The 22,727-nt window shown below is 68.3% G+C and carries 21 protein-coding genes; all 21 read right to left on the bottom strand.

Translation table 11 applies throughout. The features are described 5' to 3' along the window. Positions 1-10: 10 nt before the first annotated feature. Positions 11-319 (bottom strand): 30S ribosomal protein S10, encoded by a 309-nt coding sequence (gene rpsJ / locus EDF31_RS09345; protein ID WP_017885534.1) that lies wholly within the window; start codon positions 317-319, stop codon positions 11-13. A 509-nt stretch (positions 320-828) separates the two neighbouring features. Next, positions 829-1,656, bottom strand: coding sequence for a DarT ssDNA thymidine ADP-ribosyltransferase family protein (locus EDF31_RS09340; RefSeq protein WP_131845948.1), 828 nt, complete (start codon positions 1,654-1,656; stop codon positions 829-831). Between the two features lie 79 nt (positions 1,657-1,735). Then, positions 1,736-2,713, bottom strand: coding sequence for a DNA topoisomerase IB (locus EDF31_RS09335; protein WP_123293138.1), 978 nt, complete (start codon positions 2,711-2,713; stop codon positions 1,736-1,738). A 205-nt stretch (positions 2,714-2,918) separates the two neighbouring features. Further along, positions 2,919-4,106 carry an elongation factor Tu gene (gene tuf, locus EDF31_RS09330; protein ID WP_131845947.1) on the bottom strand — a complete coding sequence of 396 codons (1,188 nt, stop codon included), beginning with the start codon at positions 4,104-4,106 and terminating at the stop codon, positions 2,919-2,921. 147 nt (positions 4,107-4,253) lie between these two features. Beyond that, on the bottom strand, positions 4,254-6,371 hold the full coding sequence (gene fusA / locus EDF31_RS09325; RefSeq protein ID WP_111083473.1) for an elongation factor G: 2,118 nt from the start codon (positions 6,369-6,371) through the stop codon (positions 4,254-4,256). Between the two features lie 87 nt (positions 6,372-6,458). Continuing rightward, positions 6,459-6,929 (bottom strand): 30S ribosomal protein S7, encoded by a 471-nt coding sequence (rpsG, locus tag EDF31_RS09320; protein WP_055950927.1) that lies wholly within the window; start codon positions 6,927-6,929, stop codon positions 6,459-6,461. A 5-nt stretch (positions 6,930-6,934) separates the two neighbouring features. After that, entirely contained in the window at positions 6,935-7,303 is a 369-nt protein-coding gene (gene rpsL, locus EDF31_RS09315) for a 30S ribosomal protein S12 (RefSeq protein WP_017885540.1), read from the bottom strand. Positions 7,304-7,532: 229 nt separating this feature from the next. Next, complete coding sequence (locus tag EDF31_RS09310; protein WP_131845946.1) at positions 7,533-8,744, bottom strand: hypothetical protein; 1,212 nt, start codon at positions 8,742-8,744, stop codon at positions 7,533-7,535. 36 nt (positions 8,745-8,780) lie between these two features. Next, on the bottom strand, positions 8,781-9,266 hold the full coding sequence (locus EDF31_RS09305; protein WP_123936962.1) for a DUF6121 family protein: 486 nt from the start codon (positions 9,264-9,266) through the stop codon (positions 8,781-8,783). Between the two features lie 27 nt (positions 9,267-9,293). After that, on the bottom strand, positions 9,294-9,827 hold the full coding sequence (locus EDF31_RS09300; protein ID WP_131845945.1) for a hypothetical protein: 534 nt from the start codon (positions 9,825-9,827) through the stop codon (positions 9,294-9,296). 209 nt (positions 9,828-10,036) lie between these two features. Next, on the bottom strand, positions 10,037-10,768 hold the full coding sequence (locus EDF31_RS09295; protein WP_131845944.1) for a hypothetical protein: 732 nt from the start codon (positions 10,766-10,768) through the stop codon (positions 10,037-10,039). Between the two features lie 2 nt (positions 10,769-10,770). Continuing rightward, positions 10,771-11,394 (bottom strand): hypothetical protein, encoded by a 624-nt coding sequence (locus EDF31_RS09290; protein ID WP_131845943.1) that lies wholly within the window; start codon positions 11,392-11,394, stop codon positions 10,771-10,773. Between the two features lie 137 nt (positions 11,395-11,531). Continuing rightward, on the bottom strand, positions 11,532-12,584 hold the full coding sequence (pilM, locus tag EDF31_RS09285; RefSeq protein ID WP_131845942.1) for a type IV pilus assembly protein PilM: 1,053 nt from the start codon (positions 12,582-12,584) through the stop codon (positions 11,532-11,534). Positions 12,585-12,638: 54 nt separating this feature from the next. Then, positions 12,639-13,481 carry an A24 family peptidase gene (locus EDF31_RS09280; RefSeq protein ID WP_243649956.1) on the bottom strand — a complete coding sequence of 281 codons (843 nt, stop codon included), beginning with the start codon at positions 13,479-13,481 and terminating at the stop codon, positions 12,639-12,641. Continuing rightward, positions 13,478-15,319, bottom strand: coding sequence for a hypothetical protein (locus EDF31_RS09275; RefSeq protein WP_131845941.1), 1,842 nt, complete (start codon positions 15,317-15,319; stop codon positions 13,478-13,480). The genes EDF31_RS09280 and EDF31_RS09275 overlap by 4 nt, the downstream gene beginning before the upstream one ends. After that, entirely contained in the window at positions 15,316-16,026 is a 711-nt protein-coding gene (locus tag EDF31_RS09270) for a type II secretion system protein (protein WP_165901380.1), read from the bottom strand. The genes EDF31_RS09275 and EDF31_RS09270 overlap by 4 nt, the downstream gene beginning before the upstream one ends. After that, a complete protein-coding gene (locus tag EDF31_RS09265; protein WP_131845939.1) occupies positions 16,023-17,399 on the bottom strand; it encodes a prepilin-type N-terminal cleavage/methylation domain-containing protein in 1,377 nt (458 codons plus the stop codon). Before EDF31_RS09265 ends, EDF31_RS09270 begins: the two co-directional genes overlap by 4 nt. Before the next feature lie 73 nt (positions 17,400-17,472). Next, complete coding sequence (locus EDF31_RS20495; RefSeq protein WP_131845938.1) at positions 17,473-17,922, bottom strand: prepilin-type N-terminal cleavage/methylation domain-containing protein; 450 nt, start codon at positions 17,920-17,922, stop codon at positions 17,473-17,475. Between the two features lie 197 nt (positions 17,923-18,119). Then, positions 18,120-19,343, bottom strand: a complete 1,224-nt coding sequence (locus EDF31_RS09255; RefSeq protein ID WP_131845937.1) for a type II secretion system F family protein — start codon at positions 19,341-19,343, stop codon at positions 18,120-18,122. Continuing rightward, on the bottom strand, positions 19,343-20,869 hold the full coding sequence (locus EDF31_RS09250) for a type IV pilus twitching motility protein PilT (RefSeq protein WP_131845936.1): 1,527 nt from the start codon (positions 20,867-20,869) through the stop codon (positions 19,343-19,345). Before EDF31_RS09250 ends, EDF31_RS09255 begins: the two co-directional genes overlap by 1 nt. A 19-nt stretch (positions 20,870-20,888) precedes the next feature. Further along, complete coding sequence (locus EDF31_RS09245; RefSeq protein WP_123293113.1) at positions 20,889-22,556, bottom strand: ATPase, T2SS/T4P/T4SS family; 1,668 nt, start codon at positions 22,554-22,556, stop codon at positions 20,889-20,891. Positions 22,557-22,727: the final 171 nt, after the last annotated feature.

Below are 22,727 nucleotides of genomic sequence, written 5' to 3'. Positions count from 1 at the left end.
GTCAGCCCCCTTACAGCTTGATCTCGATGTTGACGTCTGCCGGCAGGTCGAGTCGCATGAGCGAGTCAACGGCCTTCGGCGTCGGGTCGACGATGTCGATGACCCGCTTGTGCGTGCGCTTCTCGAAGTGCTCGCGCGAGTCCTTGTACTTGTGAGGGGAACGGATCACTGCGATCACGTTCTTCTCGGTGGGGAGTGGCACCGGGCCGACCACGGTTGCACCGGCACGGGTCACCGTGTCGACGATCTTCCGGGCCGACGTGTCGATGACCTCGTGGTCATACGACTTGAGCCGGATGCGGATCTTCTGTCCCGCCATGTGTCTCTTGTCCTCTCTCTGCGCCGCGCACCCGCAGGCCGCCTGACGCCGCTCGGCTCCGCATTGCTGCAGACCGTGCTGTTTTCCTGAACCAACCGGCCGCATCCGCTGGGGATGACCGCTGTTCACCTGTCAACCGCGCGGGCGACCTTGGCCGTCCAGCGTGGGCAATCGACTTCCTCGCACTCCGGGCGCAACAGTGTCGCGTCCGTCATGACCTCGGGGAGTCGTGTTCTGCTGCCTGCGGCCCAACCCAGCCCTGCTGAACAGGGGGGTTGTGCACTGCCAGAGCAGTGATCCTGCGGACTCGCACCCGCGGGGAATTCGGAACCGGACAAGTCTCGCATGTCCCGAGCCCACGTGCAACCCGGGCGTGTCGCGATGTGCCGGGCGTGTCGACACCGGCTCGCCCCCCGGATCCACGCGGATCGGACGGCCTGGAGGCACGGGTCGCCGCCGCAACGCGGAGCGCCCTCCGGACATGGTCCGGAGGGCGCTCGTGGAGACGGTTACTCGGCCGTCACCGGAGGGACGAACCACGGCGGGAAGACCGCCACGCGCGGCGCGTGGCCGCCGTGGTCGGCGAGCACCGCACGGACCGTCTGGCGGGCCTTGTCGTTCGGGACACCGATCACCGCGACGGACGAGAACGGCACGCTCGGCCCCGCGAGGAGCTCGAGTCCGAGCATCTCGGGGTCGGAGAAGTCGGTGCGGCGGATCAGGTTCGTCCCGGCGTCGGGGCCGACGGCGAACCGGACGTCGTCAGCGTCGGCGTCCTGGTCGGCGACGACCACCGAGTCACCGAACGCCGAGACCGGGACGACGAGCACGACGTAGTCCACCGCGCGCGTGCGTCGGGCGGCGTCGGACCACCGCTCCCCGACGGCGCCGGTGCGGAGTTCGTCCCACCGGACGGCATCCGGCGACAGGGTGAACGGCACGTGGCTCGCGATGGTGCTGCCGTCGGGTGCTTCGGCCTCGGCGCGTGCGGCTCGGGTCTCGGGGCTGCTGACGTCGACGGCGGGCTCCGCCTGGTCGGCAGCCAGGATGGCGCCGGACCCGACGATGCCGTCGAGGTTGTCGATGTGGGTCACGTGGTGCGCACGCAGCGACGCGAACACCCGAGCCTCGGGCAGGTCGGCCGACGACGACCGGAGCGACGTCGGTGAACGCAGCGACGTCCCGGGGCCGGAGGCAGGCGGGTCGACGCGCAGGTTGGTGGTGATGCGGGTCCGCCGTGGCGCCGGAGCGGCTGGGATCGCCGACTCCTCACGCTGCCGGGGCGCGCAGATGTCGCAGAGCTCGATGGGGAAACCGTGGATGCACTCGTCAGTCACGACTGTTGTGGGTCCTTCCGTGCCGTGTGGGGTGGTCCAGCACGTCGACCAACGCTACGTCATCCGGACGCTCCCGGGGTCATTGTCGGTAGAGCAGTGCCCGGACCTCGGACTCGGCGGCGTGGATCCGGGCCGGATCGATGGTCTCGCCGTGCTCGTAGGCGTCGAGCAGCCGCGGGTCGATGTAGCTCTGCCGGCACACCGTCGGGGTGTTGCCGAGCTCGTCGCTCGCGGCCTTCACGGCATGGGACACCGCACGCTTCCGCTTCGCCTGCGACGACAGCGGACCGGTCTGGGCAAGGTCGACGGCCGCGGCCACCGTGCCGTGCAGGGTGCGGAAGTCCTTCGCCGTGAAGTCGTCACCAGCACGCTCCTTGACGTAGGCGTTGATGTCCTCGGCGGACAACGGCTCCCACTCGTCACCGCGGCGTTCGCGGAACGACAGCAGTCGGGCGTTCGGCCCACGGCGCTTCATGCCGGCGATCACCGTCGCGAGGTCGGCGTCGTGGATCGACGACGACCACTCCTGCCCGCTCTTGCCGGGGAAGTCGAGCTCGATGTCGTCACCGGAGACGTGGGCGTGCGCGCACAGCAGGGTCGACAGTCCGCGGCTGCCGTGCTCGCTGGCGTACCGCTCCGATCCGACCCGCAGCGAGCCCTGGTCGAGCATCCGGAACGCTGCGGCCAGCGCTCGGCGGCGATCGGGTTCCGGTCGTCGGAGGTCCTGCGTGACCCCGCGCCGTGCGACCGGCAGCGACTCCGCGAGGGCGAGCGCCCGGTCGTACTTGATCCGGTCCATCCGTTCGCGCCACGACGGGTGGTACATGTACTGGCGGCGTCCGGCCCCGTCGATCCCGGTCGCGAGGACGTGCCCGTTCTCGTACGGCGAGATCCAGACGTCGTCCCAGGCCGGCGGGATGACGAGGTCCTCGAGCCGCTGACGCACCGCGGCATCGGTGACGGTCGCACCGTCGGGGTCACGGTACGAGAAGCCGCGGCCGCTCCGGACACGGTGGTAGCCACGACCGGAGGTCGTGGAACGGCGCAGACGAGTCACCCGGCCGAGCCAACTCCCCGCTGCCTGGGACGCCGTACGGGGCGGACGGACGCCGTCGTGGCGGGCGTACCCCGGGCCTCCCGTCCGCCGCCCGCCAGGGCCGTGAGCGGCCGACAGTGGCTCCGAGCGCTGCCACGTCGACCGGGGCAACGACACAGCGGGGCCGAGCCCGAAGGCTCGACCCCGCTGCGGCAGGTAACCGGAGTTACTTGAGGATCTTCTCGACCGTACCGGCGCCGACCGTACGACCACCCTCACGGATGGCGAAACGGAGGCCCTCTTCCATGGCGATCGGCTGGATCAGCTCGACCGTCATGGCGACGGTGTCACCGGGCATGACCATCTCGGTGCCCTCGGGCAGCGTGATGACGCCGGTGACGTCCGTGGTGCGGAAGTAGAACTGCGGGCGGTAGTTCGCGTAGAACGGGTTGTGACGCCCACCCTCGTCCTTGGTCAGGATGTACGCGTTCGCCTGGAACTCGGTGTGCGGCGTGACCGAACCCGGCTTCACGACGACCTGGCCGCGCTCCACGTCCTCGCGCTTGAGGCCACGGATGAGCAGACCGGTGTTGTCACCGGCGACCGCCTGGTCGAGCAGCTTGCGGAACATCTCGATGCCCGTGACGGTGGTCTTCTGCGTCGCGCGGATGCCGACGATCTCGACCTCGGCGTTCAGGTTGAGCGTTCCACGCTCGACGCGACCGGTGACGACCGTTCCACGACCGGTGATCGTGAAGACGTCCTCGATCGGCATCAGGAAGGGCTGGTCGGTGGCGCGCACCGGGTCCGGCACGTGCTCGTCGACCTGGGCCATGAGCTCCTGGACCGACTTGACCCACTTCTCGTCGCCCTCGAGCGCCTTGAGCGCCGAGACCTGCACGACGGGGGCGTCCTCGTCGAACTGCTGCGTGCCGAGGAGCTCGCGGACCTCGAGCTCGACGAGCTCCAGGATCTCCTCGTCGTCCACCATGTCGGACTTGTTCAGCGCGACGACGATGTAGGGGACGCCGACCTGGCGGGCGAGCAGCACGTGCTCACGCGTCTGGGGCATCGGGCCGTCGGTGGCGGCGACCACGAGGATCGCGCCGTCCATCTGCGCCGCACCCGTGATCATGTTCTTCACGTAGTCGGCGTGACCGGGGGCGTCGACGTGCGCGTAGTGACGCTTCTCGGTCTGGTACTCGACGTGCGAGATGTTGATCGTGATGCCGCGCTGGCGCTCCTCGGGAGCGTTGTCGATCTGCGCGAAGTCACGGGCCTCGTTGAGGTCCGGGTACTGGTCGTGCAGAACCTTGGTGATCGCCGCCGTGAGCGTGGTCTTGCCGTGGTCGACGTGACCGATGGTTCCGATGTTGACGTGCGGCTTGGTGCGCTCGAACTTGGCCTTGGCCACTGTGGGTCCTCCTCAGGACTCGGAAGCGTCATCCCCGGCCGGCCCTGGATGGGCTCGCGACCGTTGATGCGCGGTGTGTGTCTGTACTTTACTTGGTGGCGAGGGGCCCGTCGCCGGGCACCCCCGCCTGTGGAGAAGCGCTGAGCGCTACTCCCCCGCGTTCTTCGCGATGATCTCCTCGGCGACCTTGGCCGGGACCTGGCTGTAGGTCTCGAAGGTCATCGAGTAGACCGCACGACCAGAGGTCTTCGACCGCAGGTCGCCGACGTAGCCGAACATCTCGGACAGCGGCACGCTCGCGCGGACCACCTTGACGCCCGAGGCGTCCTCCATCGAGGCGATCTGGCCACGACGGGAGTTCAGGTCACCGATGACGTCGCCCATGTACTCCTCAGGAGTACGGACCTCGACGGCCATGATCGGCTCGAGGATCGCGGGACCGGCCTTGCGGGCCGCTTCCTTGTAGGCGATGGAACCGGCGATCTTGAACGCCATCTCGGACGAGTCGACGTCGTGCGCCGCGCCGTCCTTGAGGATGGCCTTCACGCCGACGGTCGGGTAGCCCGCGAGGATGCCGACCTGCATGGCGTCCTGGATACCGGCGTCGACCGAGGGGATGTACTCGCGCGGGACACGGCCACCGGAGGTCGCGTTGACGAACTCGTAGACCTTCTCGCTCGTGACCTCCATCGGCTCGAGCGCGATCTGCACCTTCGCGAACTGACCGGAACCACCGGTCTGCTTCTTGTGGGTGTAGTCGTAGCGCTCGACGATCTTGGTGAGCGTCTCGCGGTAGGCCACCTGGGGCTTGCCGACGCTCGCCTCGACGTGGAACTCGCGCTTCATGCGGTCGACGAGGATGTCGAGGTGGAGCTCGCCCATGCCCTTGATCGTCGTCTGACCGGTCTCGGCGTTGAGCTCGACGCGGAACGTCGGGTCCTCTTCGGCGAGCTTCTGGATGGCCGTGGAGAGCTTCTCCTGGTCAGCCTTCGTGTTCGGCTCGATCGCGACCTCGATGACCGGCTCCGGGAACGTCATCGACTCGAGGACGACCTGGTTGGTCGGGTCGCACAGGGTGTCACCGGTGGTGGTGTCCTTGAGGCCGATGACCGCGTAGATGTGGCCAGCGGTCACGTTGGCGACCGGGTTCTCCTTGTTGGAGTGCATCTGGAAGATCTTCCCGATGCGCTCCTTCTTGCCCTTGGTCGAGTTGATGACCTGTGCGCCGGACTCGATCGAGCCGGAGTACACGCGGACGTAGGTGAGGCGACCGAAGAAGGGGTGCACCGCGACCTTGAACGCGAGAGCCGAGAACGGCTCCGACGCGTCGGGCTTGCGGATGATCTCCTTCTCCTCGTCCTTGACGTCGTGGCCGATCATCGGCGGCACGTCGAGCGGGGACGGGAGGTAGTCGATGACGGCGTCGAGCATCGGCTGGACACCGCGGTTCTTGAACGCGGAACCGCACAGCACCGGGTAGAGCGTGCTGCTCACGGTGAGGGCGCGGATCGCGGCCTTGATCTCGTCGACCGAGAAGTCGGTGTCGCCCTCGAGGTAACGCTCCATGAGGACGTCGTCCGCCTCGGCCACGCGCTCGATGAGCTTCTCGCGGTACTCGGCGGCGCGGTCCTGCAGGTCGGCCGGGATCTCTTCGATCTCGTACTTCGCACCCATCGCGACGTCACCCTTGGCGTCGCCGCGCCAGGTGAGTGCACGCATCTGGACGAGGTCGACGACGCCTTCGAACGAGCTCTCCGAACCGATCGGCAGCTGGAGCACGAGGGGCTCCGCACCGAGGCGGTTGATGATCGTGTCGACGGTGTAGTAGAAGTCCGCGCCGAGCTTGTCCATCTTGTTGACGAAGCAGATGCGCGGGACGTTGTACTTGTCAGCCTGACGCCACACGGTCTCGGACTGGGGCTCGACGCCCTCCTTGCCGTCGAAGACGGCGACCGCACCGTCGAGGACGCGGAGCGAACGCTCCACCTCGACCGTGAAGTCCACGTGACCGGGGGTGTCGATGATGTTGATCTGGTTGTTGTCCCAGAAGCAGGTCGTCGCGGCCGACGTGATCGTGATGCCGCGCTCCTGCTCCTGCGCCATCCAGTCCATCGTGGCAGCGCCGTCGTGGACCTCACCGATCTTGTGCGTGATGCCCGTGTAGAACAGGATGCGCTCGGTCGTCGTGGTCTTGCCGGCATCGATGTGCGCCATGATGCCGATGTTGCGGACCTTGTTCAGGTCGGTGAGCACGTCCTGTGCCACAGGGTTCCTCCGGAAGAGTTGTAGGAGAGGTTGGCGGCCGTCCGGGCGCCGGGGTTCTTGACCACCTGTGCCCGGACGGTGCCGGGACTACCAGCGGTAGTGGGCGAAGGCCTTGTTCGACTCGGCCATCTTGTGCGTGTCCTCGCGGCGCTTGACCGCGGCACCGAGACCGTTCGACGCGTCGAGGATCTCGTTCATGAGACGCTCGGTCATCGTCTTCTCGCGACGGGCCTTGGCGTACGAGGTCAGCCAGCGGAGCGCGAGGGTGTTCGCGCGGTGCGGCTTGACCTCGACCGGGACCTGGTAGGTCGAGCCACCGACGCGGCGGCTGCGGACCTCGAGGGTCGGACGGACGTTGTCGAGCGCCTTCTTGAGCGTGACGACAGCATCCTGCTGGTTCTTGGCAGTGACGCCCTCGAGTGCACCGTAGACGATGCGCTCGGCGAGGCCCTTCTTGCCGTCGAGCAGGATCTTGTTGACGAGCTGGCTGACGATCGGCGCACCGTAGACCGGGTCGGCGACGACGGGACGCTTGGGGGCGGGACCCTTACGAGGCATCTAACTCAACCCTTCTTCGCGCCGTAGCGGCTACGAGCCTGCTTACGGTTCTTCACGGCCTGGGTGTCCAGGGCGCCACGGATGATCTTGTACCGCACACCGGGGAGGTCCTTCACACGACCGCCACGGACGAGCACCATCGAGTGCTCCTGGAGGTTGTGGCCCTCACCGGGGATGTACGCCGTGACCTCGGTGCCGTTCGAGAGCTTCACACGAGCGACCTTGCGCAGTGCGGAGTTCGGCTTCTTCGGGGTGGTGGTGTAGACGCGGGTGCACACACCACGCTGCTGGGGGTTCGCCTTCAGGGCGGGCGCCTTGGTCTTGGTGACCTTCGGCGTACGACCCTTGCGAACCAGCTGCTGAATAGTAGGCAACTGTTCTCCTGGTTCTTCGCTCGTGCTCTCTGGCCGGCGCGATCCGCCGGCTTCCTCGTCCCACGCTGATGACCGCCTGACGGCGGAGGAATCTGCGGGGGGACGGAGTGGTCCGACTGGGCGATCTTGCTCGCCGGACTTTTCGGGCGCGCCCGAGGGCGCACACCCAGAAGAGACTACCCGCGTAACGGGACGAAATCAATCCGGGCCGGCACCACGCCGGACACCGTCATGAGCCGGTGTCCGAGGACCCGTTGCCGACCGCCGACCGGAACGTCGCGCCCGAGCTCGAGAACCCCGTGATGTACCCGCTCGCGTTGACGTTGAGCGGTCCGGCCGTGGCCGTCCCGGTGCCGCCCGCGCCGGCGATGTCCGCCGTGAAGGTGGCCCGACCGAAGGTGGTGGTGGAGACGAGCCAGCCGTTCGTCGTCCAGCTGCCGACGGCGACGGTCGGCCGCGACTCGAGCGTCCACTTCTCGTTCGTGTAGGTGTACGCGGGGTTCTCGCCGTACGCGTAGAAGCTGCACCCGGCCGGCGCTGCGTCGTTCGAGGCGATGCAGCCGTCCACCCAGGCGTCCACGGCCCGCTTCGCCGCCTGGTCGCCCGCGTTCGTGAGCGTCGCGGTCATCTGCACCGGCGTCGAGGTACTGCCACCGAACCCGCCCACGACGGCGCTGCCTCCAGTGGCCTTGGTCCACTTGCCGCCGTCGTACGTGACCGCGTAGGTGCCGGGGAGGGCGCGGAGACCGACCGTGCCGTCCTTCGGGGTCTTCGTCGACGTGCCCGCGACCTGCACCGAGGCGCCGGCCGGACCCCGGACGCTGACGTCGACGCTGCCGAGCTCCGGCGCCTGCAGCTCCCACACCGGGAACACGCCCCAGTCGGTGCCGGTCTTGTCGAGCGTGAAGGTCGCCGCGACGTCACGGCCGGCCTGGCGCAGGTACGCGCGGACGGTGGCGGTGTCGCCGTCCGTGCGCGTCGCGGCCACCCGGTAACCGGTGACCTTGGCGGTCGCCTTCGCGTACGCGGCGTCGGTCAGGAGCACGTCGGCCTTCGTCCGGTCGATGCCCGCTGCGTCGAGGGCGTCGGTGACCTTCCCCGCGGTCAGGTCGTCGAGGAACGCCCGCACGGGGCGGTCGGCCGAGTGGGTGGCCGAGCCGACCGAGAACCCGACGACACCGGCGACGAGCAACAGCACGACGGCGGTGCTGCCGGCGATGATCCCGATGAGCTGGCCGCGGCGGAGCTTCCGGCGCGGAGCACGCGACGCGGTCGGGGCGTACTGCGCGCCGTGCGCGGTCGTCCCGGCCTGCGCCGTCGACCCGGCCTGCGCGTTCTGCGCGGCCGCGGGCGTCTCTTGCGTCCCGCGGATCGACGCCACCGACGGCACGGCTCCCCAACCGTCCTGCTGGTCCGGATCCGGCGTGTTCTCGTCGCTCATCGTTCCCCCGTTGCGTGTGCGTCCTGCCCGGGCAGACTACCGCCCGACGGTGTCGTCACCCGCGACGGTCGGCTCCTGCCGCTGCCCTGCGGTGGGTGTCGAGCCCGTCGTCCGGGCCTGGTGCCGGGCCATGGAGATCCCGCCGATCACCGACAGGAGCGCCACCACGACGGACCCGACCACGAACGGCCCGAGTGCGTAGCCAGCCGGGAAGACGAGGAGCTCGGTCAGGTCGCGGCGGATCGCCGCGTACCCGACGGCACCGACGCCGAGCATGACCAGGTAGGCGGTCGCGGCGGCGACCAGGCCGGTGACACCGGGGTTGCCCTCTCGCGCGCCGACCGCGGTCGCGAGGAACACCACCACTGCGGCGCCGATCACCATGGCCGGGCCGAGGTACGGGGTCGCGTCCGGCTGCGCGATCGCCTCGACGTCAGCGAGGAGCGCTTCGAACCCCGCGACGGCGACGACGAGCGCGATGAAGAGGACGGACGTCATCGTCGCGATCAACCACCGGGACATGAGGTGATCGTATCGCCGACGGGACGGTCAGCGGGTGGCTTCGGTCCGCTCCGCGTGGTCGGCGCCTTCAGGGGAGACTGCGCTGTCCGCGGTGTCCGCACGCTCCACGTGCCCCTGCGCTGCGGCGACCAGGGCCAGTGCGATCGTCGCGGTGATGATCGGGACGGTCTCGGTCATCGGAGCGACCTGCGTCGTGCTCGTGGTCGGCGCTGCCTGGAGGCCCGGGGCTGCGTCCGCCTCGAAGGGCTCGTCCGGCTCGTGGTCACGCAGGGCCGGGCCGATGATCGGCAGGACGCCGGTGGTGGCCGCCGGCTCGGCGTGCAGGACGGTCGCCTCGGAGGCCGCCGGCTCGCCGCGCTTCGCCGCACGACGGGCGCGTCTCATCTTCACCAGGACGACCACGGCCACGATCGCCCAGATGCCGTTGACGATGGTCGACGGCACCGCGTGGTGCGCGGCCACGTTGACGGCGACGGCCAGCCCGCCGACGAGGTTGAAGAGCTGGTAGACCGGCCCGTTCGGGAGCTTCCCCGTGGAGAAGAGAATGTAACCAGCCAGCACGGTTACAGCACCGAACCAACCAAGGAATTCCACGATTCCGACCAACACGCGCGACTCCGGGCACGACGGGAACGGCCGGTTCGAGCCGACCGTTCGAGAGGGAGATGAGCAGCCGCGATCACGGCGCCGTGAGCATCGTACGCACAGCGACGGGTGTCGCGGAAGAGGGGTCGGCGTGGCGCGTCACACCCCAGTGGGAGGGGGTCGGATCAGCCCTTCGCGGAGGCCGTGCCTGCGGTGTCAGCACCCGCGTCAGGGGACCGGTCGAGCACGTAGACCGATCCACCGAAGGTCCATGAGCTGCTGCTGCTTGCAGTGCCGTCGTCCCCGCTCTTCTCTGCAGACGAGACGGTCGTGATCAGGAACAGTCGATCGCCACCCTGGACTCCCTTGACGAACTGCAGCGCCTGGTCGAACGAGCCGTCGACCGCGACGGTGACGGGGATCACCGAGAAGTTCTGGCCGGTGACCGCCGCGTCCGTGACGAGGCTCGGCGCCTGCGGGGCGGACGGCACCGCTCCGGCCGTCGCGGACGGCGATGCCGACGGCGTTGCAGCGCCCTGCCCCGCAGCCGCGGCCTCCGCCGCGACCGCTGGCGAGTACGCCGTCGCGTCGCTCGCCGTGAACGACGACACCTGCATCCCGGAAGCCGCGGCGATGGTGTTGAGCTCGTCGATGAACGCCGACAGCCGAGCGGTGTCCGGCACCGAGGCCGCACGGGTCGACAGCTCGCGCTTCATGGCTGGCAGGTCCGCCGCCTGCTCGCGCAGGCGTGCGAGCTCGCTCCGGCTGGTGTCGTTCGTCTGCTCGACGGACGCCGTCTGGGTGTGCGCTGATGCCGTCTGAGCGAGCTGCGGCTGCACAGCGAGGAAGAACCCGCCGACGGCGACGACCGCCATCGCGAGGACGGCGAGCAAGAGACTCAGGCGGTTGCGCGACATGGTCAGTCCTTCTCCGCGTTCTTGACGGCGTACCGACCGTCGAACGCCTTCTCGTCGAGGTGGATGGTCATGTTGACCGCGTACCCGCCGCCGTCCTGCGACCGGGCGACCGAGTTGGCGTTCGCATCGACGAACCCGTTGACCCCGCCGACGGCGGTCAGCCAGTCCGGGATCGAGGGCAGGGCGTCGCTCGTGGCGTCGAAGGTGAGCGTCGCGATGCGTTGCCCCTGCAGGGGGTCGTCCGACTGCGCGTACGCTTCCTCGGCGCCGGCGGAGTCGATCGTGAGTCCGGTGATCTGCACCCCGGCCGGCAGTCTCGACCGCACCGACGCCAGCGTCGTCGCCCAGTCGATCTCCGTTGATCCGCCGACCGTCTGCGCGCTCTGCAACAACGCGCTCTCGGATTCAGCCACACGGACGTCCCGGTACTGCCCCTGCTGCTTGGCGAGCGTCGCCGTCTCACTCTGGGCTGCGGCCAGGTCCTGCTCGGCGGACATGCGGTCCGCCATCGCCCAGGCAGTCGCCAGTCCGACTGCGACGGCGACGACCAGCACGCCCGCCCACGCACGCCGGATCGTGGCGCGCTGCCGCCGGCTGACGTGGACCTCGGTGGGGAGCAGGTCCACTCGCGGCGGTCCTCCGACCACCAGGACACGCGACTTCGCGCCGGCTCTCGCCGTGCGAGAGGTCGCCTCTGTGCTGCTGCCGGGAACCGCCTTGGCTGGCCGGCGTCGGGCGGTCGAACCGGTCTCGATCATCTTGGTCATGCTGCTCGGCCTCCGACCGCGAGGCTCCAGGCGACCGAGATGGAAGCCGACCGCTCACGGAGGAGTTCCGGGGTGATGCCCCGTGCCGTCCGAGCGGACACGAACGGGTCCCCGACGGCGACCGGCAGGCCGGAGTAGTCACCGAGACTCTCCCGGAAGCCGGGGAGTGCCGCACCGCCACCGACGAGCACGATGCCCCGCACGACATCGGCTGGTCGGGTGTTGGCGTAGTAGGTCACCGTGTTCCGGACGCTGGTGAGCAGTTCACCGACCGTCTCACGCGTCACGGCCACGGCACGGGCGTCGTCCGGCGTCTGCGCTCGTCCGACCAGACCGAAGTGCCGCTTGATCGCCTCGGCTTCGGTGAGGGAGACCTCGAGCCGGGTGGCGATCGTCTTGGTCACGTGATCGCCACCCGTCGGGATGATGCGCACGAACGTGGGGACCCCGTCGTTGGCGATCACGACCGACGTCGTGTTGCCACCGCAGTCGACGATCGCGACCGTCCCGGCACCGGCGACCCGGGGCGCCAGGACCCGTGACAAGGCGAACGGGATCAGGTCGACACCCACCGGGCGCAGTCCGGCCAGCTCCGCAGCGCGCACGTTCGCGAGGACCGCGTCCTTGATCGCGGCGACGAGCAAACCGTTCACGACCGGTCCGGACTCCCCGACGCCCTCGGACACCGGGTAGAAGTCGAGGATCGCGTCCACGACCGGAACGGGGAGCATGTCCTGGACCTGGAAGGGGAGCGACTCGCGGATCTGCGCGAGCGGCGCCTTCGGCACGGTGAGGTCACGCGAGAGGACGCGCTGGTTCCCCATGCCCAGGACGACGTCCTTGGTCCGGAAGCGGCCGATCGACCAGAGTTCGCGGAATGCCGCCGCGACCGTGTTCGCTTCGAGGACCTCGCCCTGCTTCGTCGCATCCTTCGGTACCGGGACCTCAGCGACGCGCACGATCGTCGGGTTCGCCTTCTCGGCGTCGGCGACCTCGACTGCGCGGATCGACTCGGCGCCGATGTCGATGCCGACGATGTTCTTCGTCATGTCGTGTTCCTTCCGGTCGAGCCGGGCTCTGGGGGGGGGTGTCAGCCCGGTTCGTCAGGCGAGACCGAGGAGTCGGAGGTAGGCGTTCCAGATCGGGACCCCGGAGAACGCGCCCACCCACGCGCCGAGGAGCATCCACGGGCCGAACGGGATCCCCGTCGAGCGACCCGCACGCCTGGTCAGGAGGAGGACGATCCCGAAGGTACCGCCGAGGAGGAACGCTCCGAAAGCACCCACAGCGAGGGGTCCCCATCCGAGGTACGCGAGCAGGAGTCCCAGTGCACCGGCGAGCTTCACGTCCCCGAACCCCATCCCCCGTGGTGCCGCGATCGCGAGGACCAGGTAGACGCCACCGAGGATCACGAGACCGAGCAGACCCCGGAGCATCGCACCCCAATCGCCGGTCAGGACACTCGAAGCGGCCAGCAGCCCGACGAGCACCGGGTACATCGGCAGGACGATCCTGTTGGGCAACGTGTGCGTGTCGATGTCGATGAGCGCCAACGCGACGCTCACCGCCATGACGAAGAGCAGGGCGACGAGCAGGACCGTCTGACCCGCGACAACCGCACCGGGTGAGCCGTCCTGTGGCAGGAACCGGAGCACCACCGCGATGAACAACACCCCGGTCGAGGCCTCGACGATCGGGTACCGGACGGAGATCGGTTCGGCGCAGTCACGGCATCGGCCCCGGAGGACCAACCAGGACACCAACGGAACGTTGTCGAAGCCCCGGATCGCGCGCCCACACTTCGGACACGCGGATGCGGGGGCGACGACGGACATCCCGGCCGGGACCCGATGGACGACCACGTTGAGGAACGAACCGACGGCGAGCCCGAACACCGCTCCGAACGCAGCCACGAACGCCGCGAGGGTCGAGACGGCGCTGGTCACGAGATCGGGGCTCCGTTCCGGTCGTACGCCGTCTTCGATTCGACCTGGGTGGCCACTCGGTACGTCGTCACGGTCGGCTGCGGGAACTTCGGCGGCGTGTAGGTCGCCAAGCTCGAGTCGAACGTGTACGCCTTCGTGTAGCCCTGCCCGCTCGCCAGACCGACCGCACCGCGGAAGTTCTGCGCGATCGATCCGCTGACCGTGAGGGTCCCCCGGCCGTTCGACGAACCCCGTGTCCAGTTCTGCACGACGAACGTGCCGGTGTTCGAGAGGATCGCTGCGTCGATCTCGCGATCGTTCGACAGGATCGCAGCGTTGTTCGTGTTGATCGGGTTCCACACCCAGACCGCACGCTGACCGATCAGCCCGAGGACCGTGGACGCGGACCGCGTCGCCGGGTACCGGATGTCGCCGGTGACGTAGAGGTAGTTCTCGGCAGCGATGGTGACCGCCTTGTCGACCGTGCCCTGCACGAACGCGTCACCGCGATCGCAGCCGTACGGCGCCGTCACCGAGGTGCCACCGCCAGCGGTGGGGTCCGTCTCGGAGTTGTTCGCCGAGGAACCGACGAAGGGGAAACCGACACCGTTCGGCTTCAGGGTGGTCGCGGTGCTCGCGGCCGAGGTCGCATCACACGCTGTCGCGACGTTCTTGAGGGTGGCGTTGCCCTTCCAGTAGTTCGGGTCCGGCGTCGTCCCGGCCGCACGTGCGCTCGGCTCGTTCTGCACGAAGATCAGGTTGTTCTTCGGGATCGTGACCCGAGCCCCGCTGGCGCTCCGGAGGTCGGTGGGAGCACCGCACTTGGCCGCGGCTGCCGACGTGTCGCTGTTCACGCCGGTGATCTGCGCCCCCGGTGTCGCGGTCGCTCCGGTGACCTGCGTCGCGATCGTCATCGGCGAGCGCACCGTCATCGTGCCGTCACCGTTGAACGTGATCTTCGTCGGCCCGGTGTAGATGCAGCCGGCTCCCTCGACGGTGCTGGTGGTCGAGGGCAGATCGGAGCGCGTGTAGTCGCGCAGGTCACCGATCGTGGCCGGCGGGGTCAACGTCGAGGACGTCGTCGGGTTCGAGGCGTACCGCCCGAGCGTGCACCCGCTGCTGCTCACGCCGTAGACGCTCTGGACCGTGCTCTTGAACTGCGCGCCGCACACCTTGAGTTGATCGTTCGACCGCACCGGGCCCTCGAGCACGTCACCGCCGCCGAACTGGATCTGGTCGCAGGTCGCCGACGTCGCGACCGGTCGGTACACCGAGGTGCACGGCAGCGTCCCGACGCCCTTCTCGTTCGTGACGGTCGGGTCACCGGACTCGAAGTTGGTGAAGTAGAGGTAGTTCGAGAACCCGTCCGGCCGCACGTTTGCGACGACGGTCCTGGTCGTCGTGCCGGAACGCCCGGTCGACTGCACCCGGATCACGCCCTGCGACGAGAGCTTGCTGTTGTCGACGGCGTACCGGAACGACGAGTCGCTGGCGGAGCCGTCGCCGGTGGGGACGGACACCCACTGCTGACCGGTCTGGTAGTTGAACGCCGCGTTGTCGCCGGTGCCCTTGCTGAAGGTGCTGTTCGACGCGGCGCTGAACGGTGCGCTCGACTGCCCGTAGTTGCCGTAGGTGTTGTCGGCGTTGAGCCGCGACTGGTAATCGGCGACGCCGGCGTAGGCCGCCGCGATGGCTCGGTTCCAGGATCGGTCCGTCGACGTGACCTTCGCGCCCGACGTCGCGATCGCGACCATCGTCGCGACCAGGATCATCACGACCATGCCGATGCCCACGACGGCAACGAGGGCGACACCACGTTCGTCGTCCCGGGAACGGATGACGCGGAGGAGTCGGATCACGAGGAGGCTCCCATCACGATGTTCGGCATGCTGGCCCTGTTGGTCAGGGTCACGGCGTTCGGGTCCGTCGTGCTCGACCCGACGGTCAGCGTCACGCTGACCGATCGGATGTTCGGCAGGTCCGTCACCGCGACCGGTGATGTCAGCGTTCCGAGCACGTTGTTCGACGCATCGGTGAACGAGAACGCGACGCCGTTCACCGCGGAGGACACCAGCGTGCGCTTCGACGTGGGAGTCGACGTCAGCGTGGCACCGAGGGCCAGCGGGAAGGAGAAGTACGAGGAGTTGCCGGAGACGGCGGTACCCTTCCAGGTCGTCTCCGTGATCCGGTTCGTGACCGGATCGAGCGTCAGCTGGACCTGGACCGGCTGGGAGAGTGTCGAGTCGAGGTTCACGTACGCGAAGAAGCGGATCGACGTCGCGCTGGCGTACTGGAAGGCGAACTGCGAGTCGTCGCCGGTCGGCACCGGGTTGTCGGTCGCCGCCCGGAGCATGCGGCCCATCTCGTTCATGGCTGTCGACGCAGCTCGGGTGTTCTGACTGATCGAGCTCGCCGTCACGGAGGCCTTCTGGGACGCGACGAGGAACGAGCCCGCGATCGTCAGCACGAGGAGCGAGAGACTCATGCCCACGATGAGCTCGACGAGCGTGATGCCCCGTTGGTCGGTGCGGGCGCGGTCGAGGACTCGGCGGATCCGGCCGATCACGAGGTCGGTACCGTTCGCGGGTCGAGCGTCACGACGTTGCCGCTCGAGGAGACCTTGAGGTTCGACACGTTCGGGTTCGAGGCGATGGTCTGCGTGTTGCTGCTCAACACGCCACCGAGCACGGTCGTCCCGCGCAGCGTCCAGGTTCCGAACGGCAGCGCGATCGTCGTCGCGACGGACGGGCTCATACCGGTGAACGTGTACGTCGTCGACGGTGCGCATCCAGGATCGCCGTTGGTCACCGCTGCCGTGTTCTTGACCGTCGCGACGAGGACGGTGTCCACGCCGCCCATCTTCACGTCGAACACCCCCATGGGAGCCCGCGCGGTGGCGGTGAGCGCGGTCGTCGGGTTGTAGCCCGGGGTGGCGCCGTCTGCCGCGTTGAAGATGTTCGGTGACGTCGTCAGGTTGCTCGCCGTGGGCCACGCCGTCGGGTCGACGTCCTTGCACGTCGAGGTGTACGCGCCGGCGATCGCGGTCCACTGGTAGGGGAAGAGCACGGTGGACGTGGTGGTGACGGTCCTTACCGTGTCGTCGTAGCGGTAGGTCATCGGGAGCGACGTCGGCAGCTTCGCCGTGACGCCGTCCTTGAGGTTCAGCGGCGCACCGGCCGTCACGGTGATCGCCTGGTCGTAGAGGAACGTCGCGTTGCCGACGCCGCCGGCGGTGGTGGCCACCGACGAGGACGGAGCGGTCGCTCCGTCCTTGTCGATGTTCCCGGCCTTGGCGATCGTCACCTTGTAGGTTCCCGGGGTGACCCCGACCGCGTAACTGCACCCGTTCGTGTCGGTCACCGCTGGCGGGTTCGACAAGCCGGTCGCGCCGCCGGACACGGGCGTGATCGTGACGGCGACGCCAGGGTTCGGTCCGCCCGTCGCGGTCTGGACCCCGACCACGATCGTGGACGCGCTCGCGCTCGACACCGCAGCGGAAGGCGAGATCAGGGTGTCGAGCACGACGTTCTTCTGTCGCGGCGACGTCCCACTCGTCCAGGAGACGGTGATCGACACGCGCTTGTAAGCGAGGACACCCGACCCCGCGCCGCACGAGTTGTCGGAGCCGTCCGAGTTGATCCAGTTCGTGGTCTGCTTGATCGTGTACGCCTGGTTGCCGACCGACTGCAGCGACGTGTCGTCGTCGAGCGTGAAGACGTCCTTCGTGCTGCGTGCCGCGTCGAGCGCCTGGTTCGCAAGGTTGAGCGCTGCTTCGCGCGAGCGGTTGTCCTGCGTGAGGTAGAGCGCGGAGACGATGCCCGCTGCGACACCCGCGGCGATCATCGCGAAGACGGTCATCGCGACCATCACCTCGATGATCGAGAAGCCCTCGTCGGACTCACGGGCCGCCCGGAGGCGGTCGACGATGCGCAGCAACACGTTCTGCCTCTCTGTCGGAGCGGTGGTCGCGACGAGCCGTGACGGACGTCACGGCTCGTCGCTGGACGGCAGGTCAGCAGGTCGAACCGCTGACGACGCCGGAGGTGTCCGACGTGCAGAAGGTGCTGTTGGTCGAGCTGGTGCCGACGATCTTGAACGTCGGCGCAGCGGTGGTGCCGCCGATCGTGTAGACGATCGACGACGTGTCGCTGCCGAGGCTCGCCCCGGCACCCTTCAACGCCGTGGTGAGCGCGGTGGTTCCGTTGTACGTCCCTGCGGCGGGGAACGAACCGCTGGTCGACTGGATGCTGATCACCGCGGTCTTGAAGTTGGTGATGTCCGACTTCGTGCTCGATTCCTTAGCGTTGTTTGTGATGCCCAGGTACACCGGGATGGCGATCGCGGCGAGGATACCGATGATGATCACGACGACGAGGAGCTCGATGAGCGTGAAGCCCTTCTCGTTCTCTTCGAGAAGACCCTTGCGGCGAGCGTTCAGCTTGCCCATGAGAGCGAAGTACATGGTGTTTCCATTCTTTCGGGAATGTGATGGGGAAAGTGTCCGGCACTTGCTCGGCCGCCGGTGACGAGCGTATTCACACGAGGTTCGGTGCAGAATCCCGAGAACGGGGGTGATCGGGGGTGCGAAATACCCCCAGTACCGGGGGTGGAACAGCACGGGCCACCCCCGTCAGAGGGTGACCCGTGCTGTTGGATCCGTTACTTGACGAGCGACGAGATCTGGAAGATCGGCAGGTACAGGGCGACGATCATGCCGCCGACCACCACCCCGAGGAACCCGATGAGCAGCGGTTCGATCAACGAGGTCAGCGCTTCTGTCGATGCCTCGACCTCGTTGTCGTAGAAGACCGCGATCCGCTCGAGCATCAATTCCATCGAGCCGGCGTCCTCGCCGACGGCGATCATCTGCGTCACCATCGTCGGGAACACTGATTCCCGCTCGAGCGGGGCGGCGATTGATTCCCCTTTCCGAACCGCTTCAGAAACGCGCCCCAACGCCTGCTCGACGACGAAGTTGTTCGACACCTGTCCGGCGATCTGCAATGCCTCGAGAATGGGGACGCCAGCTCCGATCATGTTCGACAGGTTGCGCGCGAACCGGGCCATCACGATCTTGCGGTTGAGTTGCCCGAACACTGGAAGGCGCATCCGGAGCGGATCGATCACCCGACGCACACGGTCGGTGTTCTTGTTCGCGCGCCACCAGAACCAGCCGACGACCACGGCGACCGCGAGGACCGGCCCGACGTACACCATCGCGTGCGACAGGTAGACGAGCATCAGCGTCGGCAACGGCAGCTGCCCGCCGAGCGACTCGAACATGCCTTGGAAGATCGGCACGATGAACACGAGCATGATGACGACCGCGGCCAGCGACATGCACAGCACGACCACCGGGTAGGTCATCGCCGACTTGATCGTCGAGCGGAGCTTGTGCTCCTTCTCGAAGTTGGTCGCGATGGAGTCCATGGCCTGGTCGAGGAACCCGCCGGTCTCGCCCGCGCGGATCATGTTGATCATGATCGGCGGGAAGTCGACCGGGAACTTCGCCACCGCGTCGGAGAACGAGACACCGCGTTCGACGTCGTCGCGGACCTTGCCGAGGATGTCCTTGAGCTTCTTGTTCTCGGTCTGGTCGGCGAGGATCGACAGCGCGCGCAGCAGCGAGAGTCCCGAGGTGAGCATCGTCGAGGCCTGCCGCGACATGATCGCGAGGTCCTTGAGCCCGACGCCCTTCTCGAACCCGGGGATCTTGATCTCGGTCTGCAGGCCGGTGCCGGCCTTGGACTCCGTGATCGCGATCGGCGAGACACCCATGCCCCGGAGCCGCTGGACGACCGCTCCTTCGGACGAGGCGTCGAGGCGCCCCTTGACGAGCTTGCCGGCACCATCGCGCCCGCGGTAGTCGAATGCGAGGGACATCAGTAGCCTCCGGAGAACTTGTCGCCGAAGTCGATCCCGCTGGCGGCGATCGCGGCTGCCGAGGAGTCGGACGGGGACTCGACGCGCTGCACCAGCCGGTCGAAGCCCTCTTCGTCGTGCACCTTGTCCATCGCGGCCTTGCGCGAGATCGTGCCGACGTTGACCAGTTCGGCGAGGTCCTGGTCCATGGTGTGCATGCCCAGGTCACGCCCCGCCTGCATGGCCGAGGTGATCTGGTAGGTCTTGCCCTCGCGGATCAGGTTGCCGATGGCGGGGGTGATCGTCATGATCTCGGTGGCGACGACACGGCCGACACCGTTGGCCTTCGGCACCAGGGTCTGGCAGACGACGCCCTGCAGGGTCGCCGCGAGCTGCGTGCGGATCTGGCCCTGCTGGTGGGGCGGGAAGACGTCGATGACACGGTCGATCGTGCCGGGGGCGCTCTGCGTGTGCAGGGTGGCGAACACCAGGTGACCGGTCTCGGCCGCGGTGAGCGCGACCGAGATGGTCTCGAGGTCGCGGAGCTCGCCGATCAGGATGACGTCGGGGTCCTGGCGCAGCACGTGCTTCAGTGCGGCGGCGAAGGAGTGCGTGTCGGCACCGACCTCGCGCTGGTTGATGATCGCCTTCTTGTGCTCGTGCATGAACTCGATCGGGTCCTCGACCGTCACGATGTGGTCGGCCCGGCTCTCGTTCACCAGGTCGATCAGGGCGGCGAGGGTCGTGGACTTGCCGGAACCGGTCGGGCCGGTGACCAGGACGAGTCCCCGGGGCAGGCCGGCGAAGTCGCCGACGTGCTCGGGGATGCCGAGCTGCTTGAGCGTCTTGATCTTGGTGGGGATGATGCGGAAGGCCGCGCCCCAGTTGCCGCGCTGCTGGTAGAAGTTCACGCGGAAGCGGTACTCCGGCGACAGCGAGTACGCGAAGTCGAGTTCCTGCTCCTGGTCGAACTGGCCGACCTGCTCGACCGACAGCATCGTCTTGAGTGCGGCGATGACCTTGCCGCGCGACCACGCGCCGCCGGGGACTGCGGGACGGAGCGAGCCGTCGACGCGGACTGTGGGCGGGGCGTCGGCGGTGACGTGCAGGTCGGATGCGCCCTGGTACACGACCTGGGCGAGTGCGGTGATCAGGTCGGGGTCGGCGACCTCGCGCGCGTGGCGCGAGAACTCGATGTCGCCGCCAGTCGTGGCGGTCGGTGCCGGGGCCGCAGGCGCCGTGGGCAGCTGCTGCGTCGGCGCCTCGGCGTAGCCGTAGGTCGCGATCGACGACGGCACGCCGGCGGGCGGCGTCGCCGGAGCGGCGAGCGGCTGCGCGACGGGCACGGCGACGGGCGACCCGGACGGTGCCGGCCATCCGGCGATGTCGTCCCCGAGGTCGTACACCTGCTCCGGAGTGGCCGACGCTGCGGCGGCAGCCAGACGTGCCGCACGGCGGGAGCCCACCTCGGTGCCGGGGCTGCCCGGGTGCCAGCCGGCGACGGGCTCGTCGCCGGGGTGCGTGATGTCGTACACGGAGTCGGTCATCTGCTGCGCTCTCTCGTGACTACGCGACCACGCGCAGGATCTCGTCGACGCTCGTGAGACCGAGCTTGACCTTCTCGAAGCCGTCCTGGCGGAGCGTCAGCATCCCCTGCGCCTGGGCGACACGGCTGATCTCGGCACTCGAGGCGCGCGAGACGGCGAGGCGTTCGATCTCCTCGGTGACGGTCATGACCTCGTGCAGGGCGATGCGGCCGCGGTACCCGGTGTTCGAGCAGACCGCGCAGCCGATGGGGGCGAAGAACGCCGGGACCTCGTCGCCGGGGCGCAGGAACCCGAGGGTGCGGAGCTGTTCGGCCTCGTACACGGCGGGGGCCTTGCACCGGTCGCACAGCCGTCGCGCCAGACGCTGGGCCACGACGGAGTCCAGCGCGGAGCCGACCAGGAAGGGCTCGATGTCCATCTCGGTCAGGCGGGTAACGGCGGAGGGGGCGTCGTTCGTGTGCAGGGTGGACAGCACGAGGTGGCCGGTGAGGGACGCCTCGATGGCGATCTGGGCGGTCTCGTGGTCGCGGATCTCACCGAGCAGGACGACGTCGGGGTCGGAGCGCAGGATCGAGCGCAGCGCCGAGGCGAAGGTCAGCCCGGCCTTCGGGTTGACCTGCACCTGGTTGATGCCGGCCATCCGGTACTCGACCGGGTCCTCGACCGTGATGACGTTGATCTCGGGCTTCGCGACCGCGTTCAGGGTCGTGTACAGCGTCGTGGACTTGCCGGAGCCGGTGGGCCCGGTGACCAGGATCATGCCGTACGGCTTCGAGTACGACCGCTGGTACGCCTGGAAGTTCTGCTCGAGGAGGTTGAGGTCCTTGAGGGTCAGCGACGTGTTCGTGTTGTCGAGGATCCGCATGACGACCTTCTCGCCCCACACGGTGGGCAGCGTCGCCACGCGGAGGTCGATCTGGCGGCCACCGTGGCGGACCGACATGCGGCCGTCCTGCGGCTTGCGACGCTCGGCGATGTCGATGTCGCTCATGATCTTCAGGCGGCTGATGACGCCGTTCTGGATGTTCTTCGGCGCCGGGGCCATCTCGTGCAGCACACCGTCGATGCGGTAGCGGATCCGGACCTCGTGCTCACCGGGCTCGATGTGGATGTCCGAGGCGTGGTCCTGGATCGCCTGCGACACGAGCAGGTTCACGAAGCGGACGATCGGGACGTCGTCGAGGGCACCGTCGGCCAGGTCCACCTGAGCCGAGGAGCTGATCGAGGCTTCTTCTTCGAGCGACGAGGTCAGGTCGTTGAGCTCGTCGTCGGCACGCAGGTAGCGGTCGAGCGCGGTGAGCAGGTCGCGCTCGTCCACCTGGAGCGGCTTGATCGGTCGGCCGGACGCAGCGCGGGCGTCGTCGATCGCGAGCACGTTGGTCGGGTTGACCATCGCGAGGATGAGCAGCTCGCCCTCGAACCCGACGCCGAGGACGCCGTGGCGCCGGCAGAGCGCAGCGGGGAGGATCGAGACCGCGGTGCCGTCGACCGGGTAGTCGGTCAACGGTACGGTGCGGGAGTTGTTCGACGCCGCGCGGGCGGTGATGAACTGCGCCTCGCTCACGACGCCCTGGTCGACCAGGCCGCGGATGGCGCGCTCGTCCAGGTCCTCGTCGCCCGTCATCGAGTCGAGGTGCTCGATCGGCAGGGCGCCGTTCAGGATGAGGATCTCGGACAGGGTCGCCATGAGTCCTGTGCCTCCTTGGACTCGCGCGCGGCGAGACGTGGTCGGGTTGCGCACCACCAGGGATGTGGCGCTCGACCACGCTACTTCTGCGACAGTCGTCGGCCGCAGTCCCAGAAGGAGGGGGCGGAGGGGGTCCGGATGCACCCAGAACTGGGGTCCAGGACCCCCGAC

This window comes from Curtobacterium sp. PhB142 (assembly GCF_004341255.1).
GTDB lineage: Bacteria > Actinomycetota > Actinomycetes > Actinomycetales > Microbacteriaceae > Curtobacterium.
The sequence above is the reverse complement of the archived record's forward strand: the minus strand, read 5'-3'. Positions and strand labels throughout refer to the sequence as shown.

Excerpts from the sequence above, each read along its gene's own strand:
- rpsJ (WP_017885534.1), bottom strand. The coding sequence starts at position 319 with ATGGCGGGACAGAAGATCCGCATCCGGCTCAAGTCGTATGACCACGAG.
- rpsG (WP_055950927.1), bottom strand. The coding sequence starts at position 6,929 with ATGCCTCGTAAGGGTCCCGCCCCCAAGCGTCCCGTCGTCGCCGACCCG.
- EDF31_RS09310 (WP_131845946.1), bottom strand. The coding sequence starts at position 8,744 with ATGAGCGACGAGAACACGCCGGATCCGGACCAGCAGGACGGTTGGGGA.
- EDF31_RS09305 (WP_123936962.1), bottom strand. The coding sequence starts at position 9,266 with ATGTCCCGGTGGTTGATCGCGACGATGACGTCCGTCCTCTTCATCGCG.
- EDF31_RS09295 (WP_131845944.1), bottom strand. The coding sequence starts at position 10,768 with ATGTCGCGCAACCGCCTGAGTCTCTTGCTCGCCGTCCTCGCGATGGCG.
- pilM (WP_131845942.1), bottom strand. The coding sequence starts at position 12,584 with ATGACGAAGAACATCGTCGGCATCGACATCGGCGCCGAGTCGATCCGC.
- EDF31_RS20495 (WP_131845938.1), bottom strand. The coding sequence starts at position 17,922 with ATGTACTTCGCTCTCATGGGCAAGCTGAACGCTCGCCGCAAGGGTCTT.
- EDF31_RS09255 (WP_131845937.1), bottom strand. The coding sequence starts at position 19,343 with ATGTCCCTCGCATTCGACTACCGCGGGCGCGATGGTGCCGGCAAGCTC.
- EDF31_RS09250 (WP_131845936.1), bottom strand. The coding sequence starts at position 20,869 with ATGACCGACTCCGTGTACGACATCACGCACCCCGGCGACGAGCCCGTC.
- EDF31_RS09245 (WP_123293113.1), bottom strand. The coding sequence starts at position 22,556 with ATGGCGACCCTGTCCGAGATCCTCATCCTGAACGGCGCCCTGCCGATC.